The following is a 25,694-nucleotide window of genomic DNA, read 5'->3' as shown; positions in this document are numbered from 1 at the left end:
TCCCGGCGCCAGAGGGGCGAGTCTCGCCGCTCCGGCGCCTTTGGGCGTTTAGATCACCATGCCGCCCGAGACTTCGATGCGCTGGGCGTTGACCCAGCGGTTGTCGTCGGCGAGCAGCGAGGCGATCATCGGGCCGATGTCGTCCGGCAGGCCCGCACGGCCGAGCGCCGTCCACTCCGCCACGCGCTTGTTGATCTCCGGATTGTCGCGCACCATGCCGCCGCTGAAGTCGGTGGCGACCGCGCCCGGCGCGACGGTGTTGACGGCGATCCGGCGCGGGCCGAGCTCTTTCGCCAGATAGCGGGTCAGCACTTCGACCGCCCCCTTCATGGACGCATAGGACGCACTGCCCGGCACGGCGACGCGAGTGAGCCCCGACGAAATATTGACGATGCGGCCGCCGTCTTGGATCAGCGGAACGAGCTTCTGCGTCAGAAAAAACACCCCCTTGAAATGGACGTTGTAGAGGCTGTCCAGCTCTTCCTCGGAGGTCTGCTCGAACGGTGCGTGGTGCGACGTGCCGGCGTTGTTGACGAGGTAGTCGAAGCGCTCGGCGCCCAACTGTGCGAGCGAGTCCCGAACCTGTCCGACGAACGCGTCGAACGTACTGATCTTGCCGGTATCGAGCTGCAGCGCGACCGCTTGCCGACCTTCCTCGGCCACGAGACCGACGACCTTCTCGGCCTCCGCCTGATTGGCTCGATAGGTGAAAATGGAACTGACGCCGCGCTTCGCCAGGTGGAGCACCGTGTTGCGTCCCAGGCCGCGGCTGCCGCCGGTGACGATGGCGATCTTCGGTGTGGCCTCTGCTGATTTTCCTGCTGTCATGCTGCGCTCCGCGTTAGGTGGGGAGAGGCAAGCTTATGCCGGCCGCTCCCGGCGCTGAATGCCCGAACTGCCTCACTTCTTGCCTGATCCTGCCGGCACGCCCACCTCGGGCCACAAGAGGCGCTAACATGCGGCCATGCAGATGCGGAGGGTGTTCCCATGTCAAATGCCTTGCTCGAAGCCGTCAAACGCTATACCGATCAGCACGCCGACCAGCAAAACCCGTATATGACGGCCATCGAAGGGATGGCTATTCTCCGCTCGGACCATGAGCGGCCGCCTTCTCATCTGATCATGAGGCCGGCTCTCTGTGTCGTGGTTCAAGGCGCGAAGTGGACGACCTTCGGCGACCGGCGCTATGACTATCGGGCCGGGCAGGCGCTGGTGGTCAGCGTCGAGATGCCGGCGCTCAGCCGGGTGGCGAAGGCCAGTCCGGCCGAGCCGTTTCTCGGCGTGGTGATCGAGTTCGACCTTGCCGTCATGCGCGATGTGATGGAGCGCCTCGATACGCCACCCACGCCGGAAGACCCGCTCGGGCATGGCGTTTTTGTCGCCAATTTCGACGGCCCGCTGACCGACTGCGTATTGCGCATGGTGCGCCTGCTCGATACGCCTCGCGCCATTCCGATCCTCGCGCCGATGATCATGCGGGAGATCTGCTACTGGTTGCTAAGCGGTCCTGATGGAAATGAGGTCGCGCGAGTCGTGCTGGCGAACGACCATGCGCAAAGAGTCGTGACGGCGATTCATGCCTTGCGCGACCAGTTCACCGAAACCATACGCATCGAGGAGCTGGCCGCCGTGGCGCAGATGAGTCCGTCGGCCTTCCACAGGCAGTTCAAGGCGCTCACCTCGATGACGCCGCTGCAATATCAGAAGCAGTTGCGCCTGCTCGAAGCGCGCAATCTGATGGCGGCGGGCGAAGCGAACGCCGAAGCGGCTGCCTATCAGGTGGGCTATGAAAGCCCCTCGCAATTCAGCCGTGAATATGCGCGCATGTTTGGCGCGCCACCGCGTCGCGATATGGCGACGTTGAAGACCGCCATCGTTTAGCGTCCTGTTCTGTTGCGCGGCGTGCGGTCTGCGTCGAGCGGATGCCAGGCGCCTATTCCGATTGTGAGGTTTAGGAGAAAAGTGATTTCATAACTTAGGTATTTACCCTAGGTCCGTCGCTCTCTAGACTGTCTTTACCGGCTGCACACAAACCAGTTTGCAGCGCCGTTAAAAACAATCTCTGGAGGTAATGATCATGAAATCGCTCATCAAAGCTGTCGCCCTTGCTGTTGCTATCGCTGCCCCGGTTGCTTCATTCGCTCAATCGAACCAGCCTTTGACCCGCGCCGAAGTCCGTGCGCAACTGGTCCAGCTCGAAAAGGCCGGCTACAACCCGTCCATTTCCAACGACCCCACCTATCCGGCGAACATTCAGGCCGCCGAAGCACGCGTTGCTGCTGAGAATGGTTCGACGAGCGGCGTCGGCGGTGCGGTTAGCGGCTCGTCGGAATCGGGTGTTCGCACTTCTGCGTTGTCGGCGGTGAGCGACTCGCGTTCGGTCTACGCCGGCCACTAAGCCACGCGTTTTAGCCGACTCCCTGGCGGTGTGTCTGAAGCCAGGGTGTGCGGCAGGTTGTGTTGGACCGATTGGCCCGCTCCCGCGCAGATGTGCGGGAGTGGGCCAATTGCTTAGGGCGTGCCCACCAGCGTAACGGGGAAGACGTCGGGTAGCCGTTACAATGGCCCGATCGTATTTCCACCGGAGCGACCGGATGGCGCGCCTATCGACCCTTACCCATCTGTCCATCAAGCACGTCTTGCCCATCACACGAAATGCCGCGGAGTCGGATTCAGCGCGACGTTCGATGAGGCCTCTGTTCCCGCTCGCGGCAACGCTGCTTGTCTCACTGCATTGCGCGACTGCATTAGCCGGCGATATCGCGCGGGATACCCCAGCCGCATCCATGGCGCTCGCGCAAGGGCTGTATGCGGCGCCTGGGCCATCCGCGGCCGTATCGAGCGTGGCGACGCCGGCAATCACAGCGTCCCCGCTGCCGTCGGAAGCACCGCCGGACAAAGTGCCTGCAGCCGCTCCTTCGATCGTCGCGACGGCAACGGCAGCACCTTCACCCGCCAAGGCACCTGAGACGGAATGGATCAACTACGTGGCCGTCATTGCGGGCATCGTGGGGGCGATTACGGGTATCGCCGGCGCGATCATGGGCGGACTTGGTCTGCGTATGGCCAGTCGTCAGAGGCGGCGGTATTGATCGGTTAGACCTGCTTGATCCTGTCTCGAGCGTCGCGCGCCGCCATCGGGCAACAACGTGACAACCCCGCGGCAACCCCGCGGCAACAATGCCGAAAGCCCGCTCGAGGCGGGCCTTCATGAAACAAAAAGAATAGGCTTAACGCGGGGACGGCCGATCGGCCAGCTCGCGATGCTCGGCCACCGCTCGGCGAACCGCTTCCATCAGGTCCGGATGGGTTTCGGAGGCAGGCGTTTCAATCAGCCTGCGCGGAGGTGTCTTGGCGCGAGGCTTTAGCGTCACACCGTACAGTTTTTGCGGCGCAGTCATGCTTGACCTCCAGTGTCTGCTTACGCATAGGGAAGGCTTGCCCGAAAAGTCTAGGCCTTTTTGCGCCGCTTGTCTCGCCCCCTTTGTCCCGTTCGTCCGTCTCGTTCATCGGGCAACTGACCGACCTCCCGGCGAGCAGGCCGGGCGTGAACTCGTCCGCTTATGGTGCTGGCTTATCGGCAGACATGGACGTGATGATGGTGATGCCACTCCCAATGGCAATGACGATGATGGTCGTAATCGGCGAATGCCGGCGCCGTCGCACACAGCGTTGTCATAGCGACCACCACGGCGATACAGATCTTCTTCATAGCTTGGCTCCTCACAAAGATACCGATAGAAGACACAGCAGTTTTCGTACCTGATCGTCGTTCGTTAAGCGACTCGTCCATTGTCCTGTTTGCGAGAAAAGTGATTTCATAACTTAGGTATTTACCCTGGGTCATGGTCTTTCTACACTGTGATCACTGGCTGCACACAAACCCGTTTGCAGCGCTGTCCAAGACAATCTCTGGAGGTCGTTATCATGAACTCGCTTATCAAGGCTGTCGCTATTGCTGTTGCTCTCTCCGCTCCGGTCGTGTCGTTCGCCCAATCGAACCAGCCGCTGACGCGCGCCGAAGTGCGTGCGCAACTGGTCCAGCTTGAAAAGGCCGGCTATCGTCCGGGTGGCGACCAAGCTACTTACCCCGTTCAGATCGAGGCTGCCGAAGCGCGCGTTGCTGCTGAGAATGGCTCGACGAGCGGTGTCGGTGGTGTCGTGAGCGGCTCGTCGGAATCGGGCGCGCCCGCCGCAGCCGTGTCGAGCTATCCCGGCGAGCGTTCGCTTTACGTAGGTCACTAAGCCACGACCAAGCTGTCAGATTGGCGAGCCGTTAGCGACTGATCCGGTGGCTGGCATCGCCCGCTGAACGCGCAGTACCCTCTGCGCGCCTCATGGCTAAATTGGCCCGCTACCGCCGCAATGGGCGGTAGCGGGCCAATGTTCGTATTGGATCGGCCGTTCGTTGGTTCGTACGCCTTGGCGGCCTTTAGTCGATCGCTACGCCATGCGTTGCACAAGCCTGCCGCATGGCGCGCAGGACGATCGGCTGCATCTTCTCATTCCATGACTCAGGGTGTGCGTCGAGGTATTGATCCACGATCGTGCCGACTGCCCGGGTATTGGCATTCATGGCGCCGATACAGCGGCGGAGCTTCTCGACCCTCGCGTCCGGCGCGCCGAACACCGTGGAGTACGAGAAGCCGTCGAGGATGCCAATGACGTAGGCAGCACGCATCGATTGGCTTCCGCCTCGAAAGTAGTTGCCGGTGAGAAACCCGTTGTCGGCATCGGATGCCGGACTGGCCTGCGCGGTGGAGCAAAGTGCGATGAGTGCCAGGGCGGCGATCGATTTGTTCATCTGCTGTCGGTTCAAAAGAATAGGGTGCGCTATTGTGTGCCGCCATTGTGACGATGCTGCGGCGGCCTTCCAAATGCGCATCCGATAGTCTTTCCTGGACCTGTCAGACGTAGTTGCCCCGGCGATGCTGGGGCGGTCGGCGATGCGGGTGATGACGGGGCGGCGGCACCTGACGGCAGCGGCGCACGAGATGGCCGCGATACCAGACCCGTTTGCACACAACACGGGGATGCGCCTCGGCGCTAACGGGTGCGAATGCTGCGGCGCACGCCGCAAGCAGGATGAGCAATACAGATTTGCGCACGGATCGATCCTTCAATGACTTCGGACGGTGGGTTCAGCTTCGGATATGGGACTGTAGCAAGGAGACGTCGGGCAAGGCGAGTTTCGGTATCAAAGTAGCGGGGAGGTGCCCTGACGAGGGGCGCAACGCCGGATTTCATTACCCGTATTTTTTGAAAGCACGACCAGTTGGGTAAAACTGTTCGAATGCGCGTACGGTTCAAAGAAACGTTCCATCACGCCGATGAAGACGCCGAGACTCACGCCGTTGAAGGCGGGCTCGTCGATCGTCAACAGCACTTCTATACCGCGGACGAAGTTTGCCAGAGGCTTGGCGGGCATCCATCGCATGCAGGGGCGGTGATCGAGTCCGGCGATTCCGTCGATCAGCGTCGACATGGATGTCGACGCCGAATGAGCATGCTGGTAAAGCAGGGCTTTGAGACCGGCAAGGTCCAGTGACAGCGCATTTGGCGTGAGCTGCGCAACGATACGCCAGAGACTCCTGTTGCCCTGCGCCAGCGTCGCGCTTCGAGTCGGGGCCCGCAGCATGGAAATCGTGCAGGCAAACGAAGCATCCTCATTCAACAGATCGCCGCCCGGCATGCCGAACGGCATGGCCGGCGGCAAGTCCCGATTGGTGCAGGTCAGTTCGATGCCCAACGGACCCGGGTCCAGCTCGGCGGGTGTCGCCCCGATACTCACGAAGGAAATCTCGGTCTCATAGCCGGGGCGCTGCTGCGCGACCCATCGATCGCGACGGGCGAGCCAGTACGTTCGTGACGACTGGGCCGATTCGTCGTGCCGCATCGAACGGTAAGGCGGAATTTCCCGCACCACCTTGCCTGCCGCGGTCTGCTCGATCGTATAGACGGAATCGATCGAGTAGATTTCAGTGTTCGGAACGCGCGGTGCTTCGGGGATCACCGGGTACGAAAGGGCGTCGCGCGCGCCTCGAAGCGGCAGCGCTTCGCGTTTAAACAGGTTGATGACGGGTGTGCAGAAGAGCCGAAGATTGTCGGCCCGAAGGGTTCCCAATACGTGTGCCGCGGAAGAGTCCTTTAGCACGTTTGCGACGGCGATATGCAGCGTCAACTTTTTGCATGAGCCGGTGGCCCGCAGCAGGCGCGCGAAATCGAGGTCGATAAAGTAAAACTTCTCGGGAAACGCGAAGAACTCCATCAGCCGGCGAAACGCCGCCGGAGCGTCCGGTTCCCCGCCGATCAGCGCGTCCTGATCTTCGAAGCCGACGGCACTAAACGGTAGGTGCGAGAGCGCTTTCCACCGACCGGACCCATCCGCTTCGGCAAACGCGGCGGTAGGGCGCATCAGCAGGGTATCGGTGAGTGCCGATACGAAGCTCTGCTGCCCGGTTAGGTGTATCCGCACCGGACTGCCGCCTTGCGTCGCGGCAAATGCTTCGGCTTCGGCGGCCGGTTCGAATGAGATCGAGACCAGACCGGTTGTGTGCGCCGGAAGCTGGGTGCTCATCGGCGCTGTCGCCGTCGCGGAATAACGGGCCTCCGTTAAACGCAGCGGCAGCACGGTCACATCGTAGACCGTACGAAACCGGCACTCGCCCACGCGAGCCTCCAGCGCCGCCCCGCGCTTGACCGTGACCGCTTCGGTCAGTTGGCCGGTGCGGGAATCCGTCGCGAACTGCGCGATCGAGCAGGATGGAATTGCCCGCAGATAGTGCGGGTACAGCATGTCCAGAAGCGCCTCGGTGAATTCCGGGTACTCGTCCTCGATCCTGGCGCCGAGGCGGGCACCCAACAGTGCCGAGGATTCGATCATGCGCTCGACGTGCGGGTCCTCCGAGTTGTCGCTCGCCATGGCGAGGCGGGCGGCGATCTTCGGGTTACGCTCGGCGAACGCGCGCGCGTACTGCCTGAGCAGCGAGAGTTCGCGTTCGTAAAAAGGCAGCAGTTCTTCCATTTGCGGGTTGCCGCTTCGAGCTCAGTGGACCTGCGGATATTACCGGGAAGGGCGGGGCGGCTGTCTTAACAGGGGATTAAGCAGGCGTGCCACGCCGAGTGTGGCACGCTCGCGTTGCAGGGCTTCGAGGTTGTCGAAAGCGAAACGCGCGCCGCGCAGCCGTTCGACCCGCCTGACTTCTGAAATGCCGACGAAATACGGCATCATGTAGCGCAGAAACACCAGCGGCGACAGGATGAGCGCCGCACCAACAGCGGCCTGAAACTGATCGTTGCCGTGCGTGCCGAGCGACGCACCGGCAATCGACAGCATGGCCACGCCGATTGCCGAGCCAATCGGCGCATACCAGCTTGACGACGGCCTGCGGCTGGCTGTGCGCGGGCGCACAATCCTGGCGACTCTCTCCTCCCTGACGACGAGGGTTGGGCTGGCCAGGCTCGTAGCGAATTGAAGCCAGTGCGCGCGTTTTTCGCTGTGGAAGTAGATAAGGTAGACGGCACTCAGCAACACGAGGTACGCAAGAACGACGGCCACCACCGACCGCTGCGACAGACCGAACGGTTCCGCAATGGTTTCGCACACAGCCGCTGCGAAGAGACTGAAATTGAGCCGCATGAGTATGCTCATGCCCCGGTGGTAGGCGCTATAGCGGGTTGCAAAAAATGCCGCAAAGATGCTGAAGGCGAAGACAGCCACGAGCATCACCGGCACCAGCCACACGAGGACGGGGAAACTCGTCGCAATCATGAAGCCGGCGACGGCATTGAACACGAACATGCCGAACGGCATCCTGATCAGGGTCTTTTCCATAGGATCAGCTTACCAGTGGTGACGTGCCGCCAGGTCGTCCCACCAGCCGCCGATCCGCTTTCCATAGTGGCGCGACACGAAGACCTGAACCGTCAGCCCCACGCCGAAACCGACCGCGAGTACGGCAAGGACCGGCACCTCCACAGGCGCCCCCACCACCAGCGCCACGACGCCAGGCACCGCGGCACCAGCGCCCCAGCCGGCCAGCCAGCCTGCTGCGTTAGCGGGTTGGCTGTGTGCTTCCAGGCTTGCAAACTGATGCAGATTGTCCGCATCAATCGAGTCCAGGATGGCCTGCGGACCTAGCGCAAGCAATCCGCCCGCACCCACGCCGGTAATGCGCCCGCCCAGGGTTTCTCCAAACCCTTCGAGGTTGACGCGGTTTTTCGCCTCGAGCGCTTCAAGTGCCGCCTGGCGATACGCAGGAATACGCACGACATTGGCCGCCGCACGCCCTTTGATGACGTAACCGGCAGCCTTTTTGCCCGCTGGAATTTCGAAGGCCCACTTGCCGTCGATACGCACGAGCTTGAGCGTATTGCCGAAGCGCTTCTGCGCCGATTTGATGCCCTGGTTTCCGCCTTTTCTTGCCCACGCAAGAAGCTTTTGCCTGGCCTGGTCCGGGATATCGAGCAAGTCGGAGGTCGGCGCTTTGGGCACCAGCGACAACGCGGAGCCCGCAGCAGTGGCGGCGGTGGCGCCGATATTCGACGGCGCGTAGAACGCGTTGAGAATGTCCCCGGTGAGACCCGGGACCGTCTGTGCTTCCTTGTACAGTTTGCCGAACTCGGTCTTGTTGAACTCCTGTTCGACCTCTCTGAGCGCCTGTTGAAGCATCACCAGATCGTTCGCGCGTTGTTCGGCCGTCAGGCTGTCGTCGTATTTGAGCTCGGCGATGAGATAACGCGACACCGCCCTCGAGTCGGCCGGGTAGAGACCGCCGAGATCGACGAGGACGGGCGTTACCTCCGATTGGCGAGCGCCGCCGAATCCGACGCCCGGCAATGCGCTGGGCCCGAGCATGCCCCCATTACCCATGAGTGGGCCCGGGTTGTCGGCGGTGCAAGCGTAAAACTCGGTATCGCTCATATTTACCTGCGTTATCGGATCAATCGTGGGCGAAAAAATTACTGGTTTATTCAACATGCATAATGTGAAGCAATTATTGCTGCACATTAATAAGCATTCGCTAAATTGTTAATTTTTGCCGAGATTGTTCATAGCCTGAAACGCGCAATATAATCGCGAGGCGGATTTTGTCGGACTCTCAGGGCTTCGACATTGTATGCGCATAACTGACCACCAGGAAACGGGGGAACGCCATGCAGATGTCTGATCCAAGCAGCTTCTTTGGACTGCAGAACAGCAGGCTCTTTTCGATCGATACCCCGCTGTCCGGCCAGTCCCAGCTGCTGGTTAGCGATTTCAGCTGCAGTGACGAGCTGTCCCAGCTCTTCAATATTGAGGTCGGGCTGGTCTCGCAGGATGCAACCATCCAGCTGAAACAACTGATTGCCCAGAAGGTGTCAATCGAGTTACAGATTAATGACGGATCGACACGTTATTTTAACGGCTACGTCACGCGATTTATTCACCTTGGTACCGACGGCGGTCTGTCCACCTACTCGGCAACGGTGCGCCCGTGGATCTGGATGTTGGGCCGGCGCTTCGATACGCGTATTTTCCAGGACAAAACCGTGGAGGACATCCTTGGCGATGTCTTCTCGCAATACTCGAAGCTGGCGTCCTATGAATTTCGCGTTCGCAAGGATCCGAAGCCCTATAGCTATTGCACCCAGTATCGCGAATCGGACCTGAACTTTGTGCGCCGGCTGCTCGAGCAGGAAGGACTCTACTTTTATTTCGAGCATACGAAGGACGCTCACAAGCTGATCATCACGGACGATTCGCAGGGAGCCAAGGCAATCGATGGCGACTCCACGCTGCGATATGCGACGGGTGAGATGCTCGACAACGAGAGCGTGGTGACGAGCTGGCGCGCCGACCGGCAACTCGAGTCGGGCCGCATCAGCATGAAAACGTTCGACTACAAGGCACCGGCTGCGCGCCGCTTTGTGTCGGCCGATACGACCACGGATCAGGGCGATGCCGAGCGCTACGAGATTTACGATTACGTTGGCTTGCACGGATTCGACTCGACGGATCGCGGCGAGGAGTTGACGCGGTTTCGACTGGAAGCACTGGAAGCGGCGGGCAAGGTTTTCATTGGCGCGAGCAATTGCCGGACGCTTAGCCCCGGACGGTTTTTCCAGTTGACCGGGCATTACGACCATGACTCCGGCACGCAGGAGGACAGCCAGTTTCTGATTCTCTCCGTCAGCCATCATGGGACGAATAACTATCAGTCGCATGAGGGTTCCGCGACGTACTCGAACAGCTTCGTGTGCATCCGCAAGAAGATCCCGTTCAGACCTTCGCTGAGTACCCAGAAGCCGATGATTGCGGGGCCGCAAACGGCGTTCGTGGTTGGTCCGAAGGGCGAGGAAATCTACACGGACTCGCTGGGTCGCGTGAAGGTGCAGTTCCATTGGGACCGTCTGGGACAGAAGGACAATCGCAGTTCGTGCTGGGTACGTGTGGGGCAACCATGGGCGGGCGGGGGATTCGGGGCGATCCAGATTCCGCGCGTTGGCGACGAGGTTGTCGTTTCATTCCTCGACGGCAATCCGGATCGTCCGCTCATCATCTCGCGGGTGTACAACGCGCAGAACATGCCGCCGTGGGATTTGCCGGCCAATGCGACGCAGAGCGGTTTTTTGACGCGTTCGAGCAAGGGCGCGACAGTCGCGAATGCCAACGCGATCCGCTTCGAGGATATGAAGGGGCAAGAAGAGGTCTGGATTCACGCGGAGAAGGACCAGCGTATCGAGGTCGAGAACGATGAGTCGCATACGGTGGGTAACGATCGTACGAAGACCGTTGACCATGATGAAACCGTGCAGGTCAACAACAACCGCACAGAGACGGTTGGCAACAACGAGACGATTACTGTTGGTGTGAATCGTACCGAGCAGGTGGGCGGTAATGAGACGCTGTCGGTAGGGGGGAATCGCAATGAGACCATCAGCGGGATGGACAACCTGGTGGTTGCGCTGACATCGACCGAGACGGTGGGGCTTGCCAAGGCGCTCACGGTGGGTGGGGCTTATACCGTGACGGTGGCGGGCGCGATCAATTCCGCGGCCGGTCTCGCGAGCGCCGAGGAAGTCGGGCTATCGAAAACCACCATGGTGGGCAAGAGCTATACGGTTACCGCTGGGGATCGGATTGAACTCAAGGTCGGCAAGGCCCGCATCGTGATGGAAAGCAACGGTGATATTTCGATTACGGGTGGGCAGATTCGCATCGCGGCAGACGGACCAACAACAATTATCGGCAAGGACGTAGATATCAATCCTTGACGAATCAGTAAGGGGTCGCCGTCATGTCATTCATTAACCATACGCCGTTCGATGCGATCGGTTACGCGGGGGTCACACCCACCGGTGACACGTTTGATGTTGTCGTCCTTAAAACGACCTTGGCGTTTGCTACCGATGGTTCACTTTCCCTTGTCGACGAGCAACCGGGGCTGACCGTCGCGGACGTATTTCTTGGTGATCCGAACGTTTCCAGTGTCTCGCACGAGAGCGACTTCTGCCACTGGAAACCTCGTTGCGACGTTATGGTGCGAGGTACCGCGCATGCCCCGGGCGGGCAGCCTGCCGAGCAATTTACCGCCAGTCTTCGGGTCACTTCTGCCGTCCCGCGAAGCGGACCGGAATTCGGCATGCCGAGCAATTCCCCCACTACCCAAACGTTGTTGTCGAAAACACTGTCTATCACAGGCCCGCGGTGGTTCATCAGGCGCAACGGTATTGTTCGACTCACCAGTCGGCTGATTAGACTGGCGACGTTGGGTCTTGTGCGCATACCCGATTGGCGATTGACAAGGCCGACACCGATCACGACATTCTCGCTAAGATACGAGCGCGCTTTTGGCGGTTGTGCTCGCGTGCAGGTGGACGAACCTGCGGCCAAACGCGTAGCCAAATCGGCGTGGCGAACGGGAGTCACCTACGGCAGTTTGCTAAAGGTTTGGCAGGAAAGTGGCCAATCCGAAACGCTCGCTGAGGCACACTGGCCAGGCAATCCGATCGGGACCGGATTTGCTCCGGGTTGGTGGCTAAATGCGACGCAGGCTCGCCGGGTCTCCGCACCGCAAATAGAGCTGGCAGCGGCACGCATTTCGGTCGGTGATTTTCTAGCGGCATCGGAGGGCAGACTACCCCCCGATTTGCCCAGTCAAATTCCGGCTGGTTTCGGCCCGCTAAATCGATCCTGGGCGCCACGATGTGATCTGCTGGGGACCGTTGATGACGCATTCATAAACAGCGACGCGCCGCTGCCTCGCGATTTCGACTTCGCGTACTGGAATGCGGCTCCGCCCGATCAGCAAACCGACTATCTTCATGGTGGTGAGACCGTCGAGTTGGCCAATCTGACTCGGGATGGACTCCTGACGTTCCAGCTTCCAAACGATAAGGTTTTCGCGTTTATCGAGTGGAGCGATGGAGATATCGATACGCCAGATCTGCATATAGACACGATGTTGATCGACACGGACGCCAGAAAGGTATATCTGACGTGGCGCCTGCGCGTGCAGCGTTCCGAGGGACGGAAAACTACCCGGCTCGAAGTTAGATGGCGTAACGAAGCAGACGATCAGGTCCGCAAACGTCAGGTCGCGGACTGGCTCGCCTCTTTGGTTCAGCCAACGCAGGGGACGAGCCATGGCTGAGTTGGGTGCGCGTAAGGACAGCAAACTAAAAGCGATTGGAACAGCGCCCTCGATCAACAAAACCCCTATCGGCGGCGGAACGCCGCCTGTTGCTTATCCTGTACAGCACGATCTGTCAAATAGCGAAAACGCGGCAGCAACGGTTCGATTCAATGGACAAGCCGCATATAAGCTAGACGCCACTTATCAGGGCAAGACGCAAGGGGACGATCTGGGGACTGCTGGTGGCGTCAAATCCGGTACGGTCAACGGCTTGATCAAGCCCACGAGCGGTTCGGGAACCATCCGGATCGAAGGATATCCGCTTGTGCGGGTTGGTGACTCGTGCACGCTGAATAGCGGCAACTGTCCCGGCATATTCGTCGCGCAATCGGCTCCCTCTGGCTCGATCGCCGACGGGAAGGCGACGGTTAATACCGATCCGCCAGTCAAATTGACTCCTGCACAGCAGGAAGCTTGGTATCAGAAGCTATGGCACTGGGCGCAGAACAAGGGAACCGAGATGGGTGCGGCCGTGCAGCAGCCCGGGCAGGGTGCGATCGGCGCGCTAAAGAACATCGGCAACCTGCCGGCAGACATGTGGAACTTGCTGGCCACGGGTGCGACTGCACAGGCCGGTGCAGACATACAGCAATCCACTGTCATGGCATCTGCGTTCGGAAGCATGACTCCGACCGATGCGGCTGCGCAAAGTGCGCTTGCGCAGCAGATGATGACAAATCCGGGTGCGTCAGCGCCGACGGTATCTGAGCCGTTCGAAATGAGCAATCCGGCGCAGCGCGGAGGCTCAACTCTCCTGGACATCGCCGCAATGTTCACAGGGGCAGGTGAGGGCAAAGCCGCAATAACTGGTTTGAAGGAAGTCGGAGCGACCGAAAAGGTTCTCGCCACCGGAGAGAAGGTGATGGCGGGCGCCGAACGGGATGTGGCAGGTGACGCCGGCCGTGAGTTGGTGGAACATCCGAAGCCACTGGGCGACAAGCCACCCGAGACACTAGAGGACCCGGAAAGCCCCGGCGACGGTGCAAAGATCCGACCGAAAGAAAAACTTCCCGAAAAGAAAGTGCCATGTTTCCATCCCTATGACAAACCGGGATTCAAGAAACTATCTCCAGCAGAACAGCGTGAGTATCTGCGAGAATATGCGAAACAGTTGCGCGGACAGCAGGACGCGATCAACGGTCTAACCGCGAATGAATTCCAGGCGGCTCGGGATGCTTACACGGCGGTTGGCAGAAATCCCGTGGCCGATGGAATGCAGGAGGCGGCCAGAGAGGATTTCATCAACCAGGTTCGAAAGAGTATAGGTCGATCACTCATGGCATCTGGAATGGACCCAGCAGATGCACTTGCTGAATCGGCAAGCCGAGCGGACTCTGTCGCAAGTTCGCTCGCCGCACTGCATGAACCCGACATGGTTGCCGGAGGTTGGGCAAATCCCGATCCGACCCGGATGGGGAGTTCGAACATCAACTCGTCAATTGGCGCAAGTTGGAATCAGGGCGGTCGTTTAGGCGGGATGGACGAGATGGCCGAAGATGCGATCAAGAATGGTAAGGGAAGCGCTTTGATGAATGTAAAACTTGAACCGTGCCGTGGCAAGGGGATGCGATGAGAGACAAATTGTTTTCGTTCTTTATCTCGCAGTTTGGCGAAGCCACAAGCCAGGTAACCGTACCTGACGAGAGCCTCGCAAAATTCCGAGGAGTGCTTCCGGATCAATTGCTTGCCTATTGGAAAAGCGAGGGCTGGTGCGGTTATCGTGATGGCTTGTTCTGGACGGTGAATCCCGACGACTACGCAGACGTACTCGACATGTGGCTGGAAGACACGCCATTCGAAGAAATCGACAGCTACCACGTTATTGCGAGAACGTCCTTTGGGAAGCTATTCGCTTGGGGAGAAAAGACTGGACCCAGCCTCACAGTTTCGTGCCCCATACACTCTCTGATCGCCCTGGAAAAAGATTTGAAGAAACCCCTGGCGAATCCGAATCATGAAATCTCCATGTTTTTTGCTGGCACGACACCCGGCGAATGCGACCTCAAGGACGAGGACAAGAAACCAATGTTTGAAAGGACGTTGGCCAAGCTGGGACCATTGCAAACTGAAGAGATGTATGGATTTGAGCCCGCTTTAGTCGCTGGCGGTCGCATGGACGTGGGTCATCTCAGGAAGGTCAACGCCGATATACATTTGACGATCCTGCGTCAGCTTTCGCCTCCGCGGATTCCTTTCGGCGCACCTAAGAGTTGAACTCGCTGACGAACAGCCAAATGCTGTTCGAGCGGCTTGCCGTCCCGCAGAATGTCCATAAAGAATGCCGCACCTGGCGTAACAAGAGTGCGGCCGAACAGATTGCGGACGTTCGAGCCATCTTAGTGTCCTACAGCACGATTGATGGCGGGCACTACCCTGAGAAATGATGTGCGGCGCTGGCAACCCCGCTGCAAAACGTTGTTTTCCAGTGCGGGAAGCGATCAAGAAACTCTTGAGGTACGTCGCAACGCCAGCGATTGTCAACGTTTGACACGTTGGTAGTCCGGGCCGGATTGTGGAGCACCGGGTATGGGACCAGCCCCGCAAATCATTGGGGCCTTTGTTGGGTCAAGCACAGAAAAAGAAAAAGGGTTACACGCCGAAACGTGTAACCCTTTGATTCTATGGTCGGAGCGATAGGATTCGAACCTACGACCCTCTGATCCCAAATCAGATGCGCTACCAGGCTGCGCTACGCTCCGACGAATCAAAGATCATATCTTGTCTGACCTGGCGCCGTCAATCTCGAAATGAGAAAAACCTGAAGCGGGGCCGTTAAAAAGGCGACACACGGTCAACACGCGGTCCATATGCGGTCCACACGCGCGCCACCCTCGTGGCCACCATCAACACGTCACACTCCGTTCCCGTTCCCGCGCATCGACGGGTCGCTTCTGCCCATCGCGCAGCAGACAAGCGCGTCGTTCGATCCAGACCGAATCGCCGAACTCATGCGTGCGATAACGATGCGCCTCGAGCTCCTCGCTCGCCCCCAGCAACGTCAAGGTATCCGTGAAGGCGCGCAGCAAGGCGTAGTGGCTCGTATCCGGTTCATGCGTGCCGGAGACGATCACATCGGCGACGCGCAACCGGGTCTGCGGGCCGATCCGTTGCGTCGCGATGCCGTCGCCCGCCTGCACGATGCCGTCGCGGCTCGCCGCATGTTCCAGCGCCCGCACCACCGTCGTGCCGATCGCCACGACGCGTCCTTGCCGCGCACGGGTCGCCGCGATCAGCGCGGCAGTGGCCGCAGGAATGCGGTACGGCTCGTCGAATGGCAAACACTGATCGAGCGCCGCATCGCCCGTGGATGACAGGCCTGCTGCGTGCGTGAGCGTCGCAAACGGGATGCTGCGGGCATGCAGCGCATCGAGGGTGCGCCAGTCGAGCACGAAGCTCGCCGACGGTGGTTCGAACGCCACCGGCTGCGCGGCGATCGGTGTCCAGACGTCCCACAAGGCGAGCGGGTCGTGCAGATGCGAATACTGAACCGGCTTGCCTTGTTCAGCCAGCGCGCGCCAGATGTGGGCCGCATCGCCATGGAACTGCAGTTCGACCAGCCGCGGATGATCCAGCATCCGCACGATGGTTGCTGCAAGTATTCCGAGCGTCAGTTGATCGCCGGGCGCGAGCTCAGGCGGGGCGATGCGCGCTTCGGTCGGCGTACGGAAATCGCCTGCGCCGAATACCACGGCGGTAAAGCGCTGGACGTCTTCGGGGTCGAGCGACGCACGTCCCGCGAGGCGGATTTCGATCTGCGCGCCGCTGCGAAGGTGAATGCCTTGCAGACTCGCAGGCAGCGTTGCCGCGTCGTTCGCGATGACGCAATCGCCCGGTCGCAACAAGTCCGCGAAGGCGCTACGGGGACGATGCTCGATGTGCCCGCGCGGATCGATCACCAGCAGCCGCGCATCGTGAGGGCGTTGAACAGGCAGGGTGGCAGCGCGCATGCTCATGCTCGTACTCCGTCAACGTTAGTGGTCTCGGTGGTGGCCTGCCGCAGCGCCTGCAATGCCGCCTCGATGGCATCGGAGAATTCACGGGCGGCCTCGGCGGGGCGCTTCAAGGTCGCGGGGTCGTCGCCGGGCGCGGCCAGTGCATGCAGCGGCGTGTCCATGTCGCCGGGATCGAGCGACAGCACGCGCACGCGCTGGGCCGCCAGCTCCTTGTCCCAGATGCGGCTCAGATGCCGCAGCGCAGCCTTGCTGGCGCCATACGCACCCCACGTCGGATACGGCTCGATGGCCGCATCGCTCGAGACGTTCAGCACCACTGCGCCGCCTCGTTCGCGTGCCGCGGCGGTGAGCGAGCCGAGCAAGGCGCGCGTGAGGCGGAACGGTCCGAGCAGATTGGTCGCGAGTGCCGTCTCGAAGTCTTCGCACTCGGTGTCGGCGAGCAACGCGAGCGGCACGGGCCCCAGCGCCGACGCGTTGTTCACCAGCACGTCGACGCCGCCGAGCAGGCCGCTGATCTGCGTCGCCAGCGGATAGATGTCTTGCTTGTCCGCGATATCGCCGACGATCCCGGCCACTCGCGAGCGCGCCGCGGCCACTTCGGCCACGCGCCGCTCGTGGCGTGCGACGAAGGCGACGCTCGCGCCGCGCGCCAGCAGTTCGTCCAGCAAGGCGAGGCCGAGCCCCGAGGTGCCGCCTGTGAGCGCGACGCGGATGCCATGCAGGGTCTTGGGGGTGCGTTTCATGCGGGTTCTCCGGTTCAGGGCGAGACGATCGCTTTACCTGCGCTGTCTCGATGGCCCGATAATAGGAACCCCACGCCGCACGGCCGAGTGCGATGTCCAACTCCTTGTCAGAAAGTCGATACGATGGACGAGACCGCTTACGAACCCGCTCGCGAGACCGCACCGGATACGGCACACGCGGCCCAGCATCTGGCGCGCAATCTGGTGGCGTTACGGCATGCCCGCGCGCTCACGCAGGAGGGGCTCGCCAAAGCGTCGGGCGTGCCGCGTTCGACGGTCGCGAATCTGGAGTCGGGCGAGGGCAATCCGTCGCTGGCGGTGCTGATGAAGGTGGCGGGTGCGCTCGGCGCCCCGCTCGACGAGTTGCTCGCCTCGCCGCGCGCCAAGGTGCGCAAATGGTCCGTCGACGATATCTCCGCGCAAAATCGCGGCAATGGTTTGACGATCCGTCCGCTGGTCCCGGAGCCGATGCCGGACGGCATCCTCGAGACGATGGCCTTCGCACCGGGCGCCTATATGCGCGGCACGCCGCATCTGCCCGGCACGCGCGAGTATTTCACCTGCATGGAAGGGCGAGTCGCGATTTTCGTGGCGGGAGAACGGCACGGACTGACGACGGGCGACGTGCTCGCGTTTCCGGGGCATGTGCCGCATTCGTATCGCAATGAGGATACGCAGAGCGGGGCGCTGGGGGTGTCGATCGTGGTGCTGGCGAAGGCCGGCGTATAGCCGCATTCAAGCTTGCCGCCCAGGCTTTAGTGCCTCGCAGCAAGCTCAGTCGCAATAACAGGTGGTGGCACGTTGCGCGGATCGCGCACCGCGACGGCCACACTGCTTAGTGTTTGCGCCGTATCCGGTCGAGCATGTGATGCTCGGACAACCAGTGGTGCATCATCCCTTCACCGTTGTGTTCGTGCCGGTAGGTCCGCGATTCGAAAATCGACAGGCCGATCAGCACGAGCAGGCCCACGCCGAGCCCGATGAAACCCGCGATCGATTCGGTGTCCATGGCAGCCTCCTTCGACGATTGCAGCCATGCGTACATAGTAGTTCAGACTCCACGAAACGGGGCATGCGGCACACATCGCAACGTGGCGCGGAAAGAATGCGGCGCTGCAGCGGCCGGCCCTTTGCAGGTAGACTCTCGGCGCGCCAGCATTAATTATTTTAGAGAGTCTATGAATCGCGCCCTTTTGCTTGTCCTTGCTGCGGTGGCCCTTGGGGGCTGCTCGAACGATCCCGCTTCCGGTCATCGCGGTCCGCCCCCGAAAGATCCGCCTGACTACCACGGCGTACCCACCGACGACCGTCCGCCGTCCATGCTCGACACGCCGGATACGGTGCAAACTGCGCCGCAGCAGGCCGCGCCGCAATAGTGTACGGCTGGGTGAAGGGGGCCGGCAGCGCCCTGGGATGCCTGTGCAGGCATCATGCGTTATGGGTCGCTGCCGGAGAAACGAGGAGGCGAAGCGCCGGCGCGGGCACGCCGACACTTCTGACCCGCGCAGACTGTTCGCGCGGAGAGCGCGGGCTGACCCCATTCTAGGGTGCGCGGCCCGCGCGATATGTATGCGCTTGTTTCAACCCGTAACCGGAATACGCAGCGCCGAGCGCCTTGGGCACGCGAGCGCGAGTGGCTAGATCAACCGCGTTCCTGCACGCAGACCCACGGCGACACCACCACCGCCCAGAGTTCCGGATCGCGCGCGGCGAAATCGGCGGCGGTCTCGGCCTGGATGCGCTCCAGCAGTCCCGATGCGAGCCACTGGGTGACCTGCGTAGTATCGTCGCTGGCGATGGCCTCGGCGACGCTCACCAGATCCAGGTCACGTGCGACGTGCAGCAGGATGCCGCGGGCAAAGAAGCGCTCGAGCTCCGGCCAGCCGATTTGCGCGGTTTCCGCAAGCAGCGAGAGGTAGAGCGGACTGTGGGCGGCTTCGTTCGAGGTCATCGGAGTAGAGGGTGGCTGATCGGCGGCCGTTACTATAAACCATCGGAGCGCGGCCGCCATGGCTGCCGCGGGTTCCGGTACGCTTGCGATTTTGCGCCTGATTGGCGCGCGGTTTTTGTTTTTACCTTACCGGACCGTGATGGTCTTTGGGGCGGCACGCGCCGGCACCGAACAGGAACAACTTCTTCATGTCGCTCACTTCTTCAACGCCGGCCGCCGGCGTTCACACCGTCGCCGACGCGACCCTCGCACGCGAAGACGTGCAGCAACTGATCGGCGCCCACCGCCAGCCGCTGCGCTTCGAAGACTGCGACTTCGAGGGCGCGGACCTGTCGCGGCTCGATCTGCGCAGCGCCGAATTTCATCGTTGCAGCATCGTCGAGACATCATTTTTCGGCGCCGCGTTGACGCAAACTCGCTGGCTGCGCTGCCGCGCACGGCAGGCGGATTTTGCCTCCGCAGACCTCGTCGATGCCGTGTTTCAGTCCAGCGATCTCAACAACACGAGCTGGCGTCGTGCCAAGCTTGCCTCGGTCAGTTACAGCGGTTGCAAGCTGACCGGCGCGAACTTCGAGGATTGCAGCGCGCTCGGTCTGAGCTTTGCCGAAACGCTGCTGATCGGCGCGTATCTGCGTGGCCTGTCGTTTCGCAAGGCCACGCTGCAGGAACTGGATTTTTCCGATGCCGATCTGGCCGGCGCCGATTTTCGCGAGGCGATCTTCGAAGGCGGCAGTCTCAAGGACGCGAGCCTCAAGGGCGCCCGCTTCGACGGCGCCGACCTGCGCCTCGCCGATCTGAGCGGCGTGCGGCTCGTCGACGCGGGACTCTTCAAGGGCGCGACGATTTCGCATCAGCAAGCCGCCGTGCTGGTGACGGAACTAGGTTTGCGCGTCCTCTGAGGCGACCGCAACAGGCCAGCGAACGATGCCCGGCGCCGGGCGTCATTCGAGGCGAGCTGTAATCCCGGCGCGAGTCGATCTCGAATGTGCGGAAGCGCTCAATCAGCGGTTTATCTCGACATATTTAACAGATAAAATGCTCCGCACGATGCGAATAAATCCAAAAAATCTGATGATAGTCGGTTCTGGCATCCAGATGACTTTGCGATTTAATCCACTGAAGGGTGCGCTTTCGCACTAAAGCCGACAGGTCGCAGTAATCAGAATTGGCGCGTTTTAACATTTAACGTTTCTAGCTGGTCAGGCTGAACTTTCGTGCCGGGAGATTGCCTTTTGTGCCCTGCCCAGTAAGGGTTTGACGTTATTCGGTCGATGCCTTTCGTGGCCCGTTCGCGGCCACCGCCCCGTTTCATTCGACTCGTTTTATTCGATTTATCTCATTATTTACGTTCACGGAATGCGTACTCCGTGCGCAGAGTCACACTGTCTGTCAAATTAATTGATTGCGCGGACTGCATTGCGTTGATAGATTCCGTGTTGGCGCATGGTGAACCGGTCCTTTACCGATATGCGCCGAACCCCCGTTAGCCCGGCCCTCGAGCCGGGCTTTTTTTCGTGTGATTATGGAAATTGCATTCGATGCGGCTAATTCGCTTTAATTGACATTCAGCGCGAGTTTCCACGCAATCTGTCCGATGTTACTGCTTGCAGCGGACCACCATCGAACGGTTCTTGACGTTCGCACCGAAGATGCCGCCGACGGTCCCGCCGGAAGTCGCGCCGTTGTCGACGTCCTTCGAGATCACGTCATAGCCGTACGCACCGCATACTTCGCCTGCGCGTTTGTAGCATTCAGCCCAACTCTCGCTCGCATCGCTGCCGCTGCAATTGATGGCAAAGCCGGTGTCGCCACTGGGAAGGTAGGTCATTTTGGTCGAACTGGCGCAGCCGCCGAGGCTCGCGAGCGTCAGGGCGGCGCAGCTCGTCACCACGGCGACGGCCGTTGCGGTCCAGCCAGATTTCATCGGAGGCTCCTCACAGATGGGGTGGCGGACTCGGCGGTTCGCCGGGTCCATTTCAGATGGAGCGTCGCACGGGAGCCGAGGTTCCCGTGCGCGCAGTCCAAACCAATGGAGACGCAATTAGCGTGCCGGTAGCGCGCGCGACGGGTCGATCGAGCGGCCCTGATAGCGCAATTCGAAGTGGAGCATCACGCGGTCCGTGTCGGTGTCGCCCACTTCGGCGATCTTCTCGCCTTGCGTGACGCTCTGGCCTTCCTTCACGAGCAGCACGCGGTTATGCGCATACGCGGTCAGATAGTCGGCATTGTGCTTGATGATCAGCAGGTTGCCGTAGCCGCGCAGACCGTTGCCGGCATACACCACGGTCCCGGCGGCGGCCGCGACGACCGGCGTGCCGGCGGCAGCGGAGATGTCGATGCCTTTCGAGCTCGAACCGTCGAAGCGGCGGATCACCGTGCCGTTGGCCGGCCAGATCAGCGAGATCGAGGTGGCGGGCGTTGGGGACGGCGACACGTCGTCCGGCGCGCTACGCGGTGCTGGCGCGGCCGCAACGCCGCCACGGCTGCTGCTACGCGCGCCGCTGCTCGCCGTCGCCGACGTGATTGGCGCCGAATTGCCGGGGGGCGCCACGCGCAGCACCTGGCCGACCTCGATGCTGTCCGGATTCGCCAGATTGTTCCAGCGCACGATGCTCTGGACCGACTGCCGGCTGCTGCGGGCGATCTTCGACAAGGTATCGCCCCGTTCGACGCGATAGAACCCCGGACCGACTGGTGCAGACCCGCACGCGGCGAGTACTGCGAGCAACGACACGCACGCGAGCCGTTTCATTCTTCTTGTTCCCAACATTGGACCTCGCAAAGCGCTGTCGCGCGCCGATCCCGATCACGCGACAGGTGGGCAAAAACGTCCGATTCTAACGGTTTTGCAGCGCAACACGCGAAACGGAATGGCGCCGCGCGGATGGTACGGCGGGCACACAAAAGCCGCACCGCCGTGGGCGGCGGGCTTTATGCGTGGCGAATCAGCGCAGCGCGCCGACGGTGATGCGCAGCGCGGCTGTCTCGGTCTGACCTGGTTCGAGCCAGCGCAGGCCGAGGCCGTTGTGGATCGCATCGGGCAGGCCGAGCCAGGGTTCGATGCAATAGAAGTCCGACCCGGCCGCCTCGGTCCACGTCGTGACCGCGTACCAGGGCACGGAGCCCGGTCGTTGCAGGTCGATCGTGATGGTGCGGTTCAGGCCGGGCGCGACGAGCTTGAACGGCTGGTCCGGCGTGCCGTCGAGACAGTGGAAGCGGTCGAGAATGCCTGCCTCGTCGAGCGTGTAGCGCGGCTCGCCAGGCTCGGCGGCGCTGATCGAACCGTCGGCCTGCTGGTAGCGTCGCACGGTGCGCGGCAGTTCCAGCACGGTCTCGCCGCGTTGCGTGTGGGGCAGCGAGAAGTAGAAGTGATGGCCGGCGTAGTAGGGCAGCGCCGCGCTGCCGGTGTTGACGGTCGTGAGTTCGACGTCGAGCGTGTGATCGTCGGCAAGGCGGTAGGCCGCTTCGAAGCGGAAGCCGAACGGGTAGCCCGTGCGGGTGGCGTCGCTGTCGGTGAGCGTCATGCGCAGCGTGGCGCTTGCACCGGGCCCGGTGGCAGCCGTGGCAGCCGTTGCGGCAGGTTCGAAGCTCGCGGCGAACGGCAGTTCGCGCGCGAAGCCGTGCATCGGCAGATCGCGCACCGTGCCGGCGGCGTCGCGCCAGCGGCCGATCTGGCCGTCGACGCGATGGCGTCCGAGAAACGGGAACAGCAGCGGATTGCCGCCGCGGATTTTGGTGGGATGGTCCCAGTCGGCCACGTCGGGCCAGTGGATCACCGGCTGGCCGTCGATATGCCACGACAGTAGCCGGCCGCCGGTTTGCGGCGCGAAGCGCAAGAGCGATGCGCCTTGTGCGATCTCGATGATGTCCTGATGCTGGAATTGGGCCATGTTCGACGGTCTGGTTGGAAGCGGTGGATTCATTGCGCGGCGCCAAAAGGGCGCCGCGAGGCCGATTTTGCGCTGCTTTGGGCTACGGGGAAACCCTTCTCGGGCAATTACGGGTTCGCGCCGCCGGCAAGGGTGACGATAATTCGTCTGACCGCCCGGCCGTTTAAAGCGCCGGGCCTGACTGGCTCCCGGAGGTGTCATGGATCTCGCAATGGCAATGGGCGTGGCCCTGTTCGGCATGTTTGCCGTCAGCACGGTGTACTTCTTTTACCAGCTCGGACGCTGAGCGCCGCTGTCCTGATACCTGCCGCGCCGCCGCCTGCGACGCGAGTCTCTCCCGTTCGTCACCTCGCATAGCTTGGCCGCCCGGGCGGCCCAGATGGCTTGCTACGGCGTAACAACCGTTTCGAGTTGTGACGCAATGCCGCAAAATTTCCCCAAACGTGGCTCAAACGCTTGGCGCTGACATAGCGGCCAGGCATAATCGGTGCGCTTCCAGGCGTCGGCTGCAGTCAGCCGGCGTGCTGTTCCTTGATTCTTCACTCACTAAAAGGACCGCCGCGTGAGCTTGTCGTTTCTGATTTTTCTGAGCGTGCTGCAAGGCGTCACGGAACTGTTCCCCGTCAGCAGCCTCGGTCACACCCTGCTCGTGCCCGCGCTGTTCGGCATGCATATTGACGAGCACGCGCCGCAGTTGCTGCCGTTCCTCGTCGCGCTGCATCTCGGCACGGCGCTCGCGCTGCTGTGGTACTTCCGCAAGCGCTGGATCGCGCTGATCGGCGGTTTCTTCGCCTCGTTCGGCGGCCGCCGCAACGACGACAGCCACATGATGTGGGCGTTGATCATCGGCACGATACCGGCGGGTCTCGTCGGTCTGGTACTGGAAAAGCGCCTCGAGCGGCTGTTCCACGATCTGCGCATCGTGGCGATCGCGTTGATCGTCAATGGCGTGCTGTTGTGGTTCGGTGACCGCCTGCAACGCGCGCGTGCCCATCAGGCGCCGGAGAAGCTGACCTTTCGCCAGGCGTTTTTTGTCGGGCTGGCGCAGATCGGCGCGCTGATTCCGGGCTTTTCGCGCAGCGGCTTGACGATGATCGCCGGCGGTGCGGCCGGTCTCAGCGCGGAAAAGGCGGCGGAGTTTTCGTTCCTGCTCGGCACGCCGATCATTTTCGCGGCGGGCATCCTCGAGCTGCCGAAGCTGTTTCATGCGCCGGGCCAGCTCGGTGACGCGCTGCTCGGCGGCGTGTTGACCGCGATTGCCGCGTATCTCAGCGTGCGCTTCCTGATGCGCTTTTTCGAAGGACGCGGGCGCCTCGCGAGCTTCGGCGTGTACTGCGTGATCGCGGGTATCGTTTGTCTCGGCTGGTTCATGCTGCACGCGCAACCGGTCTGAGCGCACAGCGGCGATGATGCGGGGAGGGGCGCGGCAGCCGGACGGGGGCCGCGCTGGCCTGTGTGGCCGGTTCGGTTATAATCCGGCCCCTGTCTCGCTGTTGAGGCTTGCCGGATGGCTGACATGCGGTACCGGTCGGGCTGTCGCGCGACAGCGGCCGGGCAGCCGGCAGCGGCCGTTCCACACGGCCGCTTATTGATCGGCCGAGGCGTTTAGTGCCCGGTCGGTTAAAATTTCAGCGGCGCCTCGTATTTTCCGCCCTTAGCTCAGACGGATAGAGCAACGGCCTTCTAAGCCGTAGGTCACACGTTCGAATCGTGTAGGGCGGGCCACCCATCCCCAGTCGCAGAGATTGCACTGCGGCGATTCAATCGTCATCTCCCTCGCCAATCGCGCGGCGCGACACTCGCGCAAGTCCGCGCAATCAGGAAAGAAACGGAAATTTATCGGACATCAACCTATCTGGAATGCGGTGAGATTATGCGGCTCTCGCCATATGACCGGACCGGCCATTGTCAACCGCAAAATCAGCACTCCTGTCTCTCACGCCCGCATGCGTCGATGAGCGCCGCGCCGTTGCCAGGTTTGTGCCCAACGACCCGCTCCCCGAACTCTCCGTGCACGGCTGCGTCGTCTTCTACGCCGGCAAGCCGATCCATGAAGCGGCCTCGCCCGACGCTGCCGTGGTCTACCGCGATCGTCTGATCAACCTGTACACGTGACGCAGTGCTCCGCTGCCTTACCGTGCCTTCCTGAAGCTCAAGCTTGCAGCGGCGTCGACGTTATCCCGTGTGTCACCCTACACCGGAGGCTCATATGTCGGCAGCAACGCTTGATCAGATTGCACAGAAAGTGCGTATCAACCCGATCGTGATTGTCATTGGCAGCGGCGAGGCTACACGCTCTTTGCGTTACCGCGGCAAACATACGCTGCACGCGGTACTGGGTTTTCTGCGCAACCAGCGCGAATCGCGCGCGCTCGTGTACAGCCACAGGACGAACGGACAGATGTTATGGATCGACGTCCAGACCGGGGTCTTTTGCGACCTGCACTAGCAGCGTAAGCCGCGCGCCTTTAACAGCAGGA

28 protein-coding genes and 2 tRNA genes are annotated in these 25,694 nt (G+C 61.5%); 15 read left to right on the top strand and 15 right to left on the bottom strand.

All coding sequences use genetic code 11. From position 1 onward, the window contains the following. Nucleotides 1–48: 48 nt before the first annotated feature. Complete coding sequence (locus BUS12_RS25665) at nucleotides 49–828, bottom strand: SDR family NAD(P)-dependent oxidoreductase (protein WP_074300232.1); 780 nt, start codon at nucleotides 826–828, stop codon at nucleotides 49–51. Between the two features lie 159 nt (nucleotides 829–987). Between BUS12_RS25665 and BUS12_RS25660 the strand changes: the two genes are divergently transcribed. The 3 genes from BUS12_RS25660 to BUS12_RS25650 all read left to right on the top strand — a co-directional run bounded on the left by BUS12_RS25660 (nucleotide 988) and on the right by BUS12_RS25650 (nucleotide 3,092). Then, on the top strand, nucleotides 988–1,881 hold the full coding sequence (locus tag BUS12_RS25660) for an AraC family transcriptional regulator (protein ID WP_074300231.1): 894 nt from the start codon (nucleotides 988–990) through the stop codon (nucleotides 1,879–1,881). Nucleotides 1,882–2,077: 196 nt separating this feature from the next. Beyond that, nucleotides 2,078–2,398, top strand: coding sequence for a DUF4148 domain-containing protein (locus tag BUS12_RS25655; protein ID WP_074301705.1), 321 nt, complete (start codon nucleotides 2,078–2,080; stop codon nucleotides 2,396–2,398). Nucleotides 2,399–2,687: 289 nt separating this feature from the next. Further along, complete coding sequence (locus BUS12_RS25650; protein WP_143788458.1) at nucleotides 2,688–3,092, top strand: hypothetical protein; 405 nt, start codon at nucleotides 2,688–2,690, stop codon at nucleotides 3,090–3,092. 138 nt (nucleotides 3,093–3,230) lie between these two features. Here BUS12_RS25650 and BUS12_RS38945 read toward each other — a convergent pair whose 3' ends face one another. Further along, nucleotides 3,231–3,401: a hypothetical protein gene (locus BUS12_RS38945; RefSeq protein ID WP_171991716.1), complete on the bottom strand. Its 171-nt coding sequence runs from the start codon at nucleotides 3,399–3,401 to the stop codon at nucleotides 3,231–3,233. Nucleotides 3,402–3,574: 173 nt separating this feature from the next. After that, entirely contained in the window at nucleotides 3,575–3,712 is a 138-nt protein-coding gene (locus BUS12_RS38940; protein ID WP_171991715.1) for a hypothetical protein, read from the bottom strand. A gap of 215 nt (nucleotides 3,713–3,927) precedes the next feature. Here BUS12_RS38940 and BUS12_RS25645 point away from each other — a divergent pair, with 215 nt between their 5' ends. Next, nucleotides 3,928–4,245 carry a DUF4148 domain-containing protein gene (locus BUS12_RS25645; RefSeq protein ID WP_074300229.1) on the top strand — a complete coding sequence of 106 codons (318 nt, stop codon included), beginning with the start codon at nucleotides 3,928–3,930 and terminating at the stop codon, nucleotides 4,243–4,245. A 187-nt stretch (nucleotides 4,246–4,432) separates the two neighbouring features. Here BUS12_RS25645 and BUS12_RS25640 read toward each other — a convergent pair whose 3' ends face one another. The 4 genes from BUS12_RS25640 to BUS12_RS25625 form a co-directional block, all read right to left on the bottom strand. Next, nucleotides 4,433–4,804, bottom strand: coding sequence for a Rap1a/Tai family immunity protein (locus BUS12_RS25640; RefSeq protein ID WP_074300228.1), 372 nt, complete (start codon nucleotides 4,802–4,804; stop codon nucleotides 4,433–4,435). Nucleotides 4,805–5,197: 393 nt separating this feature from the next. After that, nucleotides 5,198–7,024, bottom strand: a complete 1,827-nt coding sequence (gene tssF, locus BUS12_RS25635; RefSeq protein ID WP_074300227.1) for a type VI secretion system baseplate subunit TssF — start codon at nucleotides 7,022–7,024, stop codon at nucleotides 5,198–5,200. A 39-nt stretch (nucleotides 7,025–7,063) separates the two neighbouring features. Continuing rightward, the gene (locus BUS12_RS25630; RefSeq protein WP_074300226.1) at nucleotides 7,064–7,834 is read right to left on the bottom strand and encodes a hypothetical protein; all 771 of its coding nucleotides are present in this window, start codon (nucleotides 7,832–7,834) and stop codon (nucleotides 7,064–7,066) included. Between the two features lie 9 nt (nucleotides 7,835–7,843). Further along, a complete protein-coding gene (locus BUS12_RS25625) occupies nucleotides 7,844–9,010 on the bottom strand; it encodes a hypothetical protein (RefSeq protein WP_143788457.1) in 1,167 nt (388 codons plus the stop codon). A 146-nt stretch (nucleotides 9,011–9,156) separates the two neighbouring features. On the opposite strand from BUS12_RS25625, the gene BUS12_RS25620 reads away from it, so the two are divergent. The 4 genes from BUS12_RS25620 to BUS12_RS25605 are packed head-to-tail and all read left to right on the top strand — an operon-like array spanning nucleotide 9,157 to nucleotide 14,891. Further along, nucleotides 9,157–11,256 carry a type VI secretion system Vgr family protein gene (locus BUS12_RS25620; protein WP_074300224.1) on the top strand — a complete coding sequence of 700 codons (2,100 nt, stop codon included), beginning with the start codon at nucleotides 9,157–9,159 and terminating at the stop codon, nucleotides 11,254–11,256. A gap of 23 nt (nucleotides 11,257–11,279) precedes the next feature. Next, the gene (locus tag BUS12_RS25615; RefSeq protein WP_074300223.1) at nucleotides 11,280–12,635 is read left to right on the top strand and encodes a DUF2169 family type VI secretion system accessory protein; all 1,356 of its coding nucleotides are present in this window, start codon (nucleotides 11,280–11,282) and stop codon (nucleotides 12,633–12,635) included. Continuing rightward, the gene (locus BUS12_RS25610; RefSeq protein WP_074300222.1) at nucleotides 12,628–14,250 is read left to right on the top strand and encodes a polymorphic toxin type 15 domain-containing protein; all 1,623 of its coding nucleotides are present in this window, start codon (nucleotides 12,628–12,630) and stop codon (nucleotides 14,248–14,250) included. Before BUS12_RS25615 ends, BUS12_RS25610 begins: the two co-directional genes overlap by 8 nt. Next, nucleotides 14,247–14,891, top strand: coding sequence for a GAD-like domain-containing protein (locus BUS12_RS25605; RefSeq protein ID WP_074300221.1), 645 nt, complete (start codon nucleotides 14,247–14,249; stop codon nucleotides 14,889–14,891). Before BUS12_RS25610 ends, BUS12_RS25605 begins: the two co-directional genes overlap by 4 nt. 408 nt (nucleotides 14,892–15,299) lie before the next feature. Here the strand turns inward: BUS12_RS25605 and BUS12_RS25600 are convergent. The 3 genes from BUS12_RS25600 to BUS12_RS25590 form a co-directional block, all read right to left on the bottom strand. After that, nucleotides 15,300–15,376: transfer RNA gene (locus tag BUS12_RS25600), tRNA-Pro, on the bottom strand. Between the two features lie 144 nt (nucleotides 15,377–15,520). Beyond that, nucleotides 15,521–16,630: an S-adenosylmethionine:tRNA ribosyltransferase-isomerase gene (locus tag BUS12_RS25595; protein WP_253190212.1), complete on the bottom strand. Its 1,110-nt coding sequence runs from the start codon at nucleotides 16,628–16,630 to the stop codon at nucleotides 15,521–15,523. Beyond that, complete coding sequence (locus BUS12_RS25590) at nucleotides 16,627–17,373, bottom strand: SDR family oxidoreductase (RefSeq protein ID WP_074300220.1); 747 nt, start codon at nucleotides 17,371–17,373, stop codon at nucleotides 16,627–16,629. Before BUS12_RS25590 ends, BUS12_RS25595 begins: the two co-directional genes overlap by 4 nt. Nucleotides 17,374–17,496: 123 nt before the next feature. Here BUS12_RS25590 and BUS12_RS25585 point away from each other — a divergent pair, with 123 nt between their 5' ends. Beyond that, nucleotides 17,497–18,102: a helix-turn-helix domain-containing protein gene (locus BUS12_RS25585; RefSeq protein ID WP_074300219.1), complete on the top strand. Its 606-nt coding sequence runs from the start codon at nucleotides 17,497–17,499 to the stop codon at nucleotides 18,100–18,102. Nucleotides 18,103–18,208: 106 nt separating this feature from the next. On the opposite strand, the gene BUS12_RS38935 is transcribed toward BUS12_RS25585, so the two are convergent. Beyond that, a complete protein-coding gene (locus BUS12_RS38935; protein WP_171991714.1) occupies nucleotides 18,209–18,382 on the bottom strand; it encodes a hypothetical protein in 174 nt (57 codons plus the stop codon). Nucleotides 18,383–18,551: 169 nt separating this feature from the next. On the opposite strand from BUS12_RS38935, the gene BUS12_RS25575 reads away from it, so the two are divergent. Then, a complete protein-coding gene (locus BUS12_RS25575) occupies nucleotides 18,552–18,749 on the top strand; it encodes a hypothetical protein (protein WP_074300217.1) in 198 nt (65 codons plus the stop codon). Between the two features lie 266 nt (nucleotides 18,750–19,015). On the opposite strand, the gene BUS12_RS25570 is transcribed toward BUS12_RS25575, so the two are convergent. Next, on the bottom strand, nucleotides 19,016–19,324 hold the full coding sequence (locus BUS12_RS25570; protein ID WP_074300216.1) for a DUF2288 domain-containing protein: 309 nt from the start codon (nucleotides 19,322–19,324) through the stop codon (nucleotides 19,016–19,018). Nucleotides 19,325–19,512: 188 nt separating this feature from the next. Here BUS12_RS25570 and BUS12_RS25565 point away from each other — a divergent pair, with 188 nt between their 5' ends. Beyond that, nucleotides 19,513–20,223: a pentapeptide repeat-containing protein gene (locus BUS12_RS25565; RefSeq protein WP_074300215.1), complete on the top strand. Its 711-nt coding sequence runs from the start codon at nucleotides 19,513–19,515 to the stop codon at nucleotides 20,221–20,223. Nucleotides 20,224–20,921: 698 nt separating this feature from the next. On the opposite strand, the gene BUS12_RS25560 is transcribed toward BUS12_RS25565, so the two are convergent. The 3 genes from BUS12_RS25560 to BUS12_RS25550 all read right to left on the bottom strand — a co-directional run bounded on the left by BUS12_RS25560 (nucleotide 20,922) and on the right by BUS12_RS25550 (nucleotide 23,214). Further along, nucleotides 20,922–21,248 carry a hypothetical protein gene (locus BUS12_RS25560; protein WP_074300214.1) on the bottom strand — a complete coding sequence of 109 codons (327 nt, stop codon included), beginning with the start codon at nucleotides 21,246–21,248 and terminating at the stop codon, nucleotides 20,922–20,924. 117 nt (nucleotides 21,249–21,365) lie between these two features. Then, a complete protein-coding gene (locus BUS12_RS25555) occupies nucleotides 21,366–22,094 on the bottom strand; it encodes a peptidoglycan DD-metalloendopeptidase family protein (RefSeq protein WP_074300213.1) in 729 nt (242 codons plus the stop codon). Nucleotides 22,095–22,269: 175 nt separating this feature from the next. After that, nucleotides 22,270–23,214 carry an aldose epimerase family protein gene (locus BUS12_RS25550; RefSeq protein WP_074300212.1) on the bottom strand — a complete coding sequence of 315 codons (945 nt, stop codon included), beginning with the start codon at nucleotides 23,212–23,214 and terminating at the stop codon, nucleotides 22,270–22,272. A gap of 562 nt (nucleotides 23,215–23,776) precedes the next feature. Between BUS12_RS25550 and BUS12_RS25545 the strand changes: the two genes are divergently transcribed. The 4 genes from BUS12_RS25545 to BUS12_RS25535 all read left to right on the top strand — a co-directional run bounded on the left by BUS12_RS25545 (nucleotide 23,777) and on the right by BUS12_RS25535 (nucleotide 25,663). Continuing rightward, the gene (locus BUS12_RS25545) at nucleotides 23,777–24,607 is read left to right on the top strand and encodes an undecaprenyl-diphosphate phosphatase (protein WP_074300211.1); all 831 of its coding nucleotides are present in this window, start codon (nucleotides 23,777–23,779) and stop codon (nucleotides 24,605–24,607) included. Between the two features lie 255 nt (nucleotides 24,608–24,862). Beyond that, a tRNA-Arg gene (locus BUS12_RS25540) sits at nucleotides 24,863–24,939 on the top strand. 180 nt (nucleotides 24,940–25,119) lie between these two features. Continuing rightward, entirely contained in the window at nucleotides 25,120–25,329 is a 210-nt protein-coding gene (locus BUS12_RS38400) for a hypothetical protein (RefSeq protein ID WP_143788456.1), read from the top strand. A gap of 94 nt (nucleotides 25,330–25,423) precedes the next feature. After that, nucleotides 25,424–25,663, top strand: coding sequence for a hypothetical protein (locus BUS12_RS25535; protein WP_074300210.1), 240 nt, complete (start codon nucleotides 25,424–25,426; stop codon nucleotides 25,661–25,663). The last annotated feature ends 31 nt before the right edge of the window (nucleotides 25,664–25,694 follow it).

Source organism: Paraburkholderia phenazinium (assembly GCF_900142845.1).
Lineage (GTDB): Bacteria > Pseudomonadota > Gammaproteobacteria > Burkholderiales > Burkholderiaceae > Paraburkholderia > Paraburkholderia phenazinium_A.
This window is presented reverse-complemented; position numbering and strand designations above follow the sequence as displayed.

Coding starts and splice junctions, on each gene's coding strand:
- BUS12_RS38935 (WP_171991714.1), bottom strand. CDS start 18,382: ATGGACACCGAATCGATCGCGGGTTTCATCGGGCTCGGCGTGGGCCTG.
- tssF (WP_074300227.1), bottom strand. CDS start 7,024: ATGGAAGAACTGCTGCCTTTTTACGAACGCGAACTCTCGCTGCTCAGG.
- BUS12_RS25605 (WP_074300221.1), top strand. CDS start 14,247: ATGAGAGACAAATTGTTTTCGTTCTTTATCTCGCAGTTTGGCGAAGCC.
- BUS12_RS25570 (WP_074300216.1), bottom strand. CDS start 19,324: ATGACCTCGAACGAAGCCGCCCACAGTCCGCTCTACCTCTCGCTGCTT.
- BUS12_RS25625 (WP_143788457.1), bottom strand. CDS start 9,010: ATGTGCAGCAATAATTGCTTCACATTATGCATGTTGAATAAACCAGTA.
- BUS12_RS25655 (WP_074301705.1), top strand. CDS start 2,078: ATGAAATCGCTCATCAAAGCTGTCGCCCTTGCTGTTGCTATCGCTGCC.
- BUS12_RS25665 (WP_074300232.1), bottom strand. CDS start 828: ATGACAGCAGGAAAATCAGCAGAGGCCACACCGAAGATCGCCATCGTC.
- BUS12_RS25535 (WP_074300210.1), top strand. CDS start 25,424: ATGTCGGCAGCAACGCTTGATCAGATTGCACAGAAAGTGCGTATCAAC.
- BUS12_RS38940 (WP_171991715.1), bottom strand. CDS start 3,712: ATGAAGAAGATCTGTATCGCCGTGGTGGTCGCTATGACAACGCTGTGT.
- BUS12_RS25650 (WP_143788458.1), top strand. CDS start 2,688: ATGAGGCCTCTGTTCCCGCTCGCGGCAACGCTGCTTGTCTCACTGCAT.
- BUS12_RS25630 (WP_074300226.1), bottom strand. CDS start 7,834: ATGGAAAAGACCCTGATCAGGATGCCGTTCGGCATGTTCGTGTTCAAT.
- BUS12_RS25575 (WP_074300217.1), top strand. CDS start 18,552: ATGAATCGCGCCCTTTTGCTTGTCCTTGCTGCGGTGGCCCTTGGGGGC.
- BUS12_RS38945 (WP_171991716.1), bottom strand. CDS start 3,401: ATGACTGCGCCGCAAAAACTGTACGGTGTGACGCTAAAGCCTCGCGCC.
- BUS12_RS25620 (WP_074300224.1), top strand. CDS start 9,157: ATGCAGATGTCTGATCCAAGCAGCTTCTTTGGACTGCAGAACAGCAGG.
- BUS12_RS25555 (WP_074300213.1), bottom strand. CDS start 22,094: ATGTTGGGAACAAGAAGAATGAAACGGCTCGCGTGCGTGTCGTTGCTC.
- BUS12_RS25660 (WP_074300231.1), top strand. CDS start 988: ATGTCAAATGCCTTGCTCGAAGCCGTCAAACGCTATACCGATCAGCAC.
- BUS12_RS25590 (WP_074300220.1), bottom strand. CDS start 17,373: ATGAAACGCACCCCCAAGACCCTGCATGGCATCCGCGTCGCGCTCACA.
- BUS12_RS25560 (WP_074300214.1), bottom strand. CDS start 21,248: ATGAAATCTGGCTGGACCGCAACGGCCGTCGCCGTGGTGACGAGCTGC.
- BUS12_RS25615 (WP_074300223.1), top strand. CDS start 11,280: ATGTCATTCATTAACCATACGCCGTTCGATGCGATCGGTTACGCGGGG.
- BUS12_RS25585 (WP_074300219.1), top strand. CDS start 17,497: ATGGACGAGACCGCTTACGAACCCGCTCGCGAGACCGCACCGGATACG.
- BUS12_RS25565 (WP_074300215.1), top strand. CDS start 19,513: ATGTCGCTCACTTCTTCAACGCCGGCCGCCGGCGTTCACACCGTCGCC.
- BUS12_RS25645 (WP_074300229.1), top strand. CDS start 3,928: ATGAACTCGCTTATCAAGGCTGTCGCTATTGCTGTTGCTCTCTCCGCT.
- BUS12_RS25595 (WP_253190212.1), bottom strand. CDS start 16,630: ATGAGCATGCGCGCTGCCACCCTGCCTGTTCAACGCCCTCACGATGCG.
- BUS12_RS25610 (WP_074300222.1), top strand. CDS start 12,628: ATGGCTGAGTTGGGTGCGCGTAAGGACAGCAAACTAAAAGCGATTGGA.
- BUS12_RS25550 (WP_074300212.1), bottom strand. CDS start 23,214: ATGGCCCAATTCCAGCATCAGGACATCATCGAGATCGCACAAGGCGCA.
- BUS12_RS25640 (WP_074300228.1), bottom strand. CDS start 4,804: ATGAACAAATCGATCGCCGCCCTGGCACTCATCGCACTTTGCTCCACC.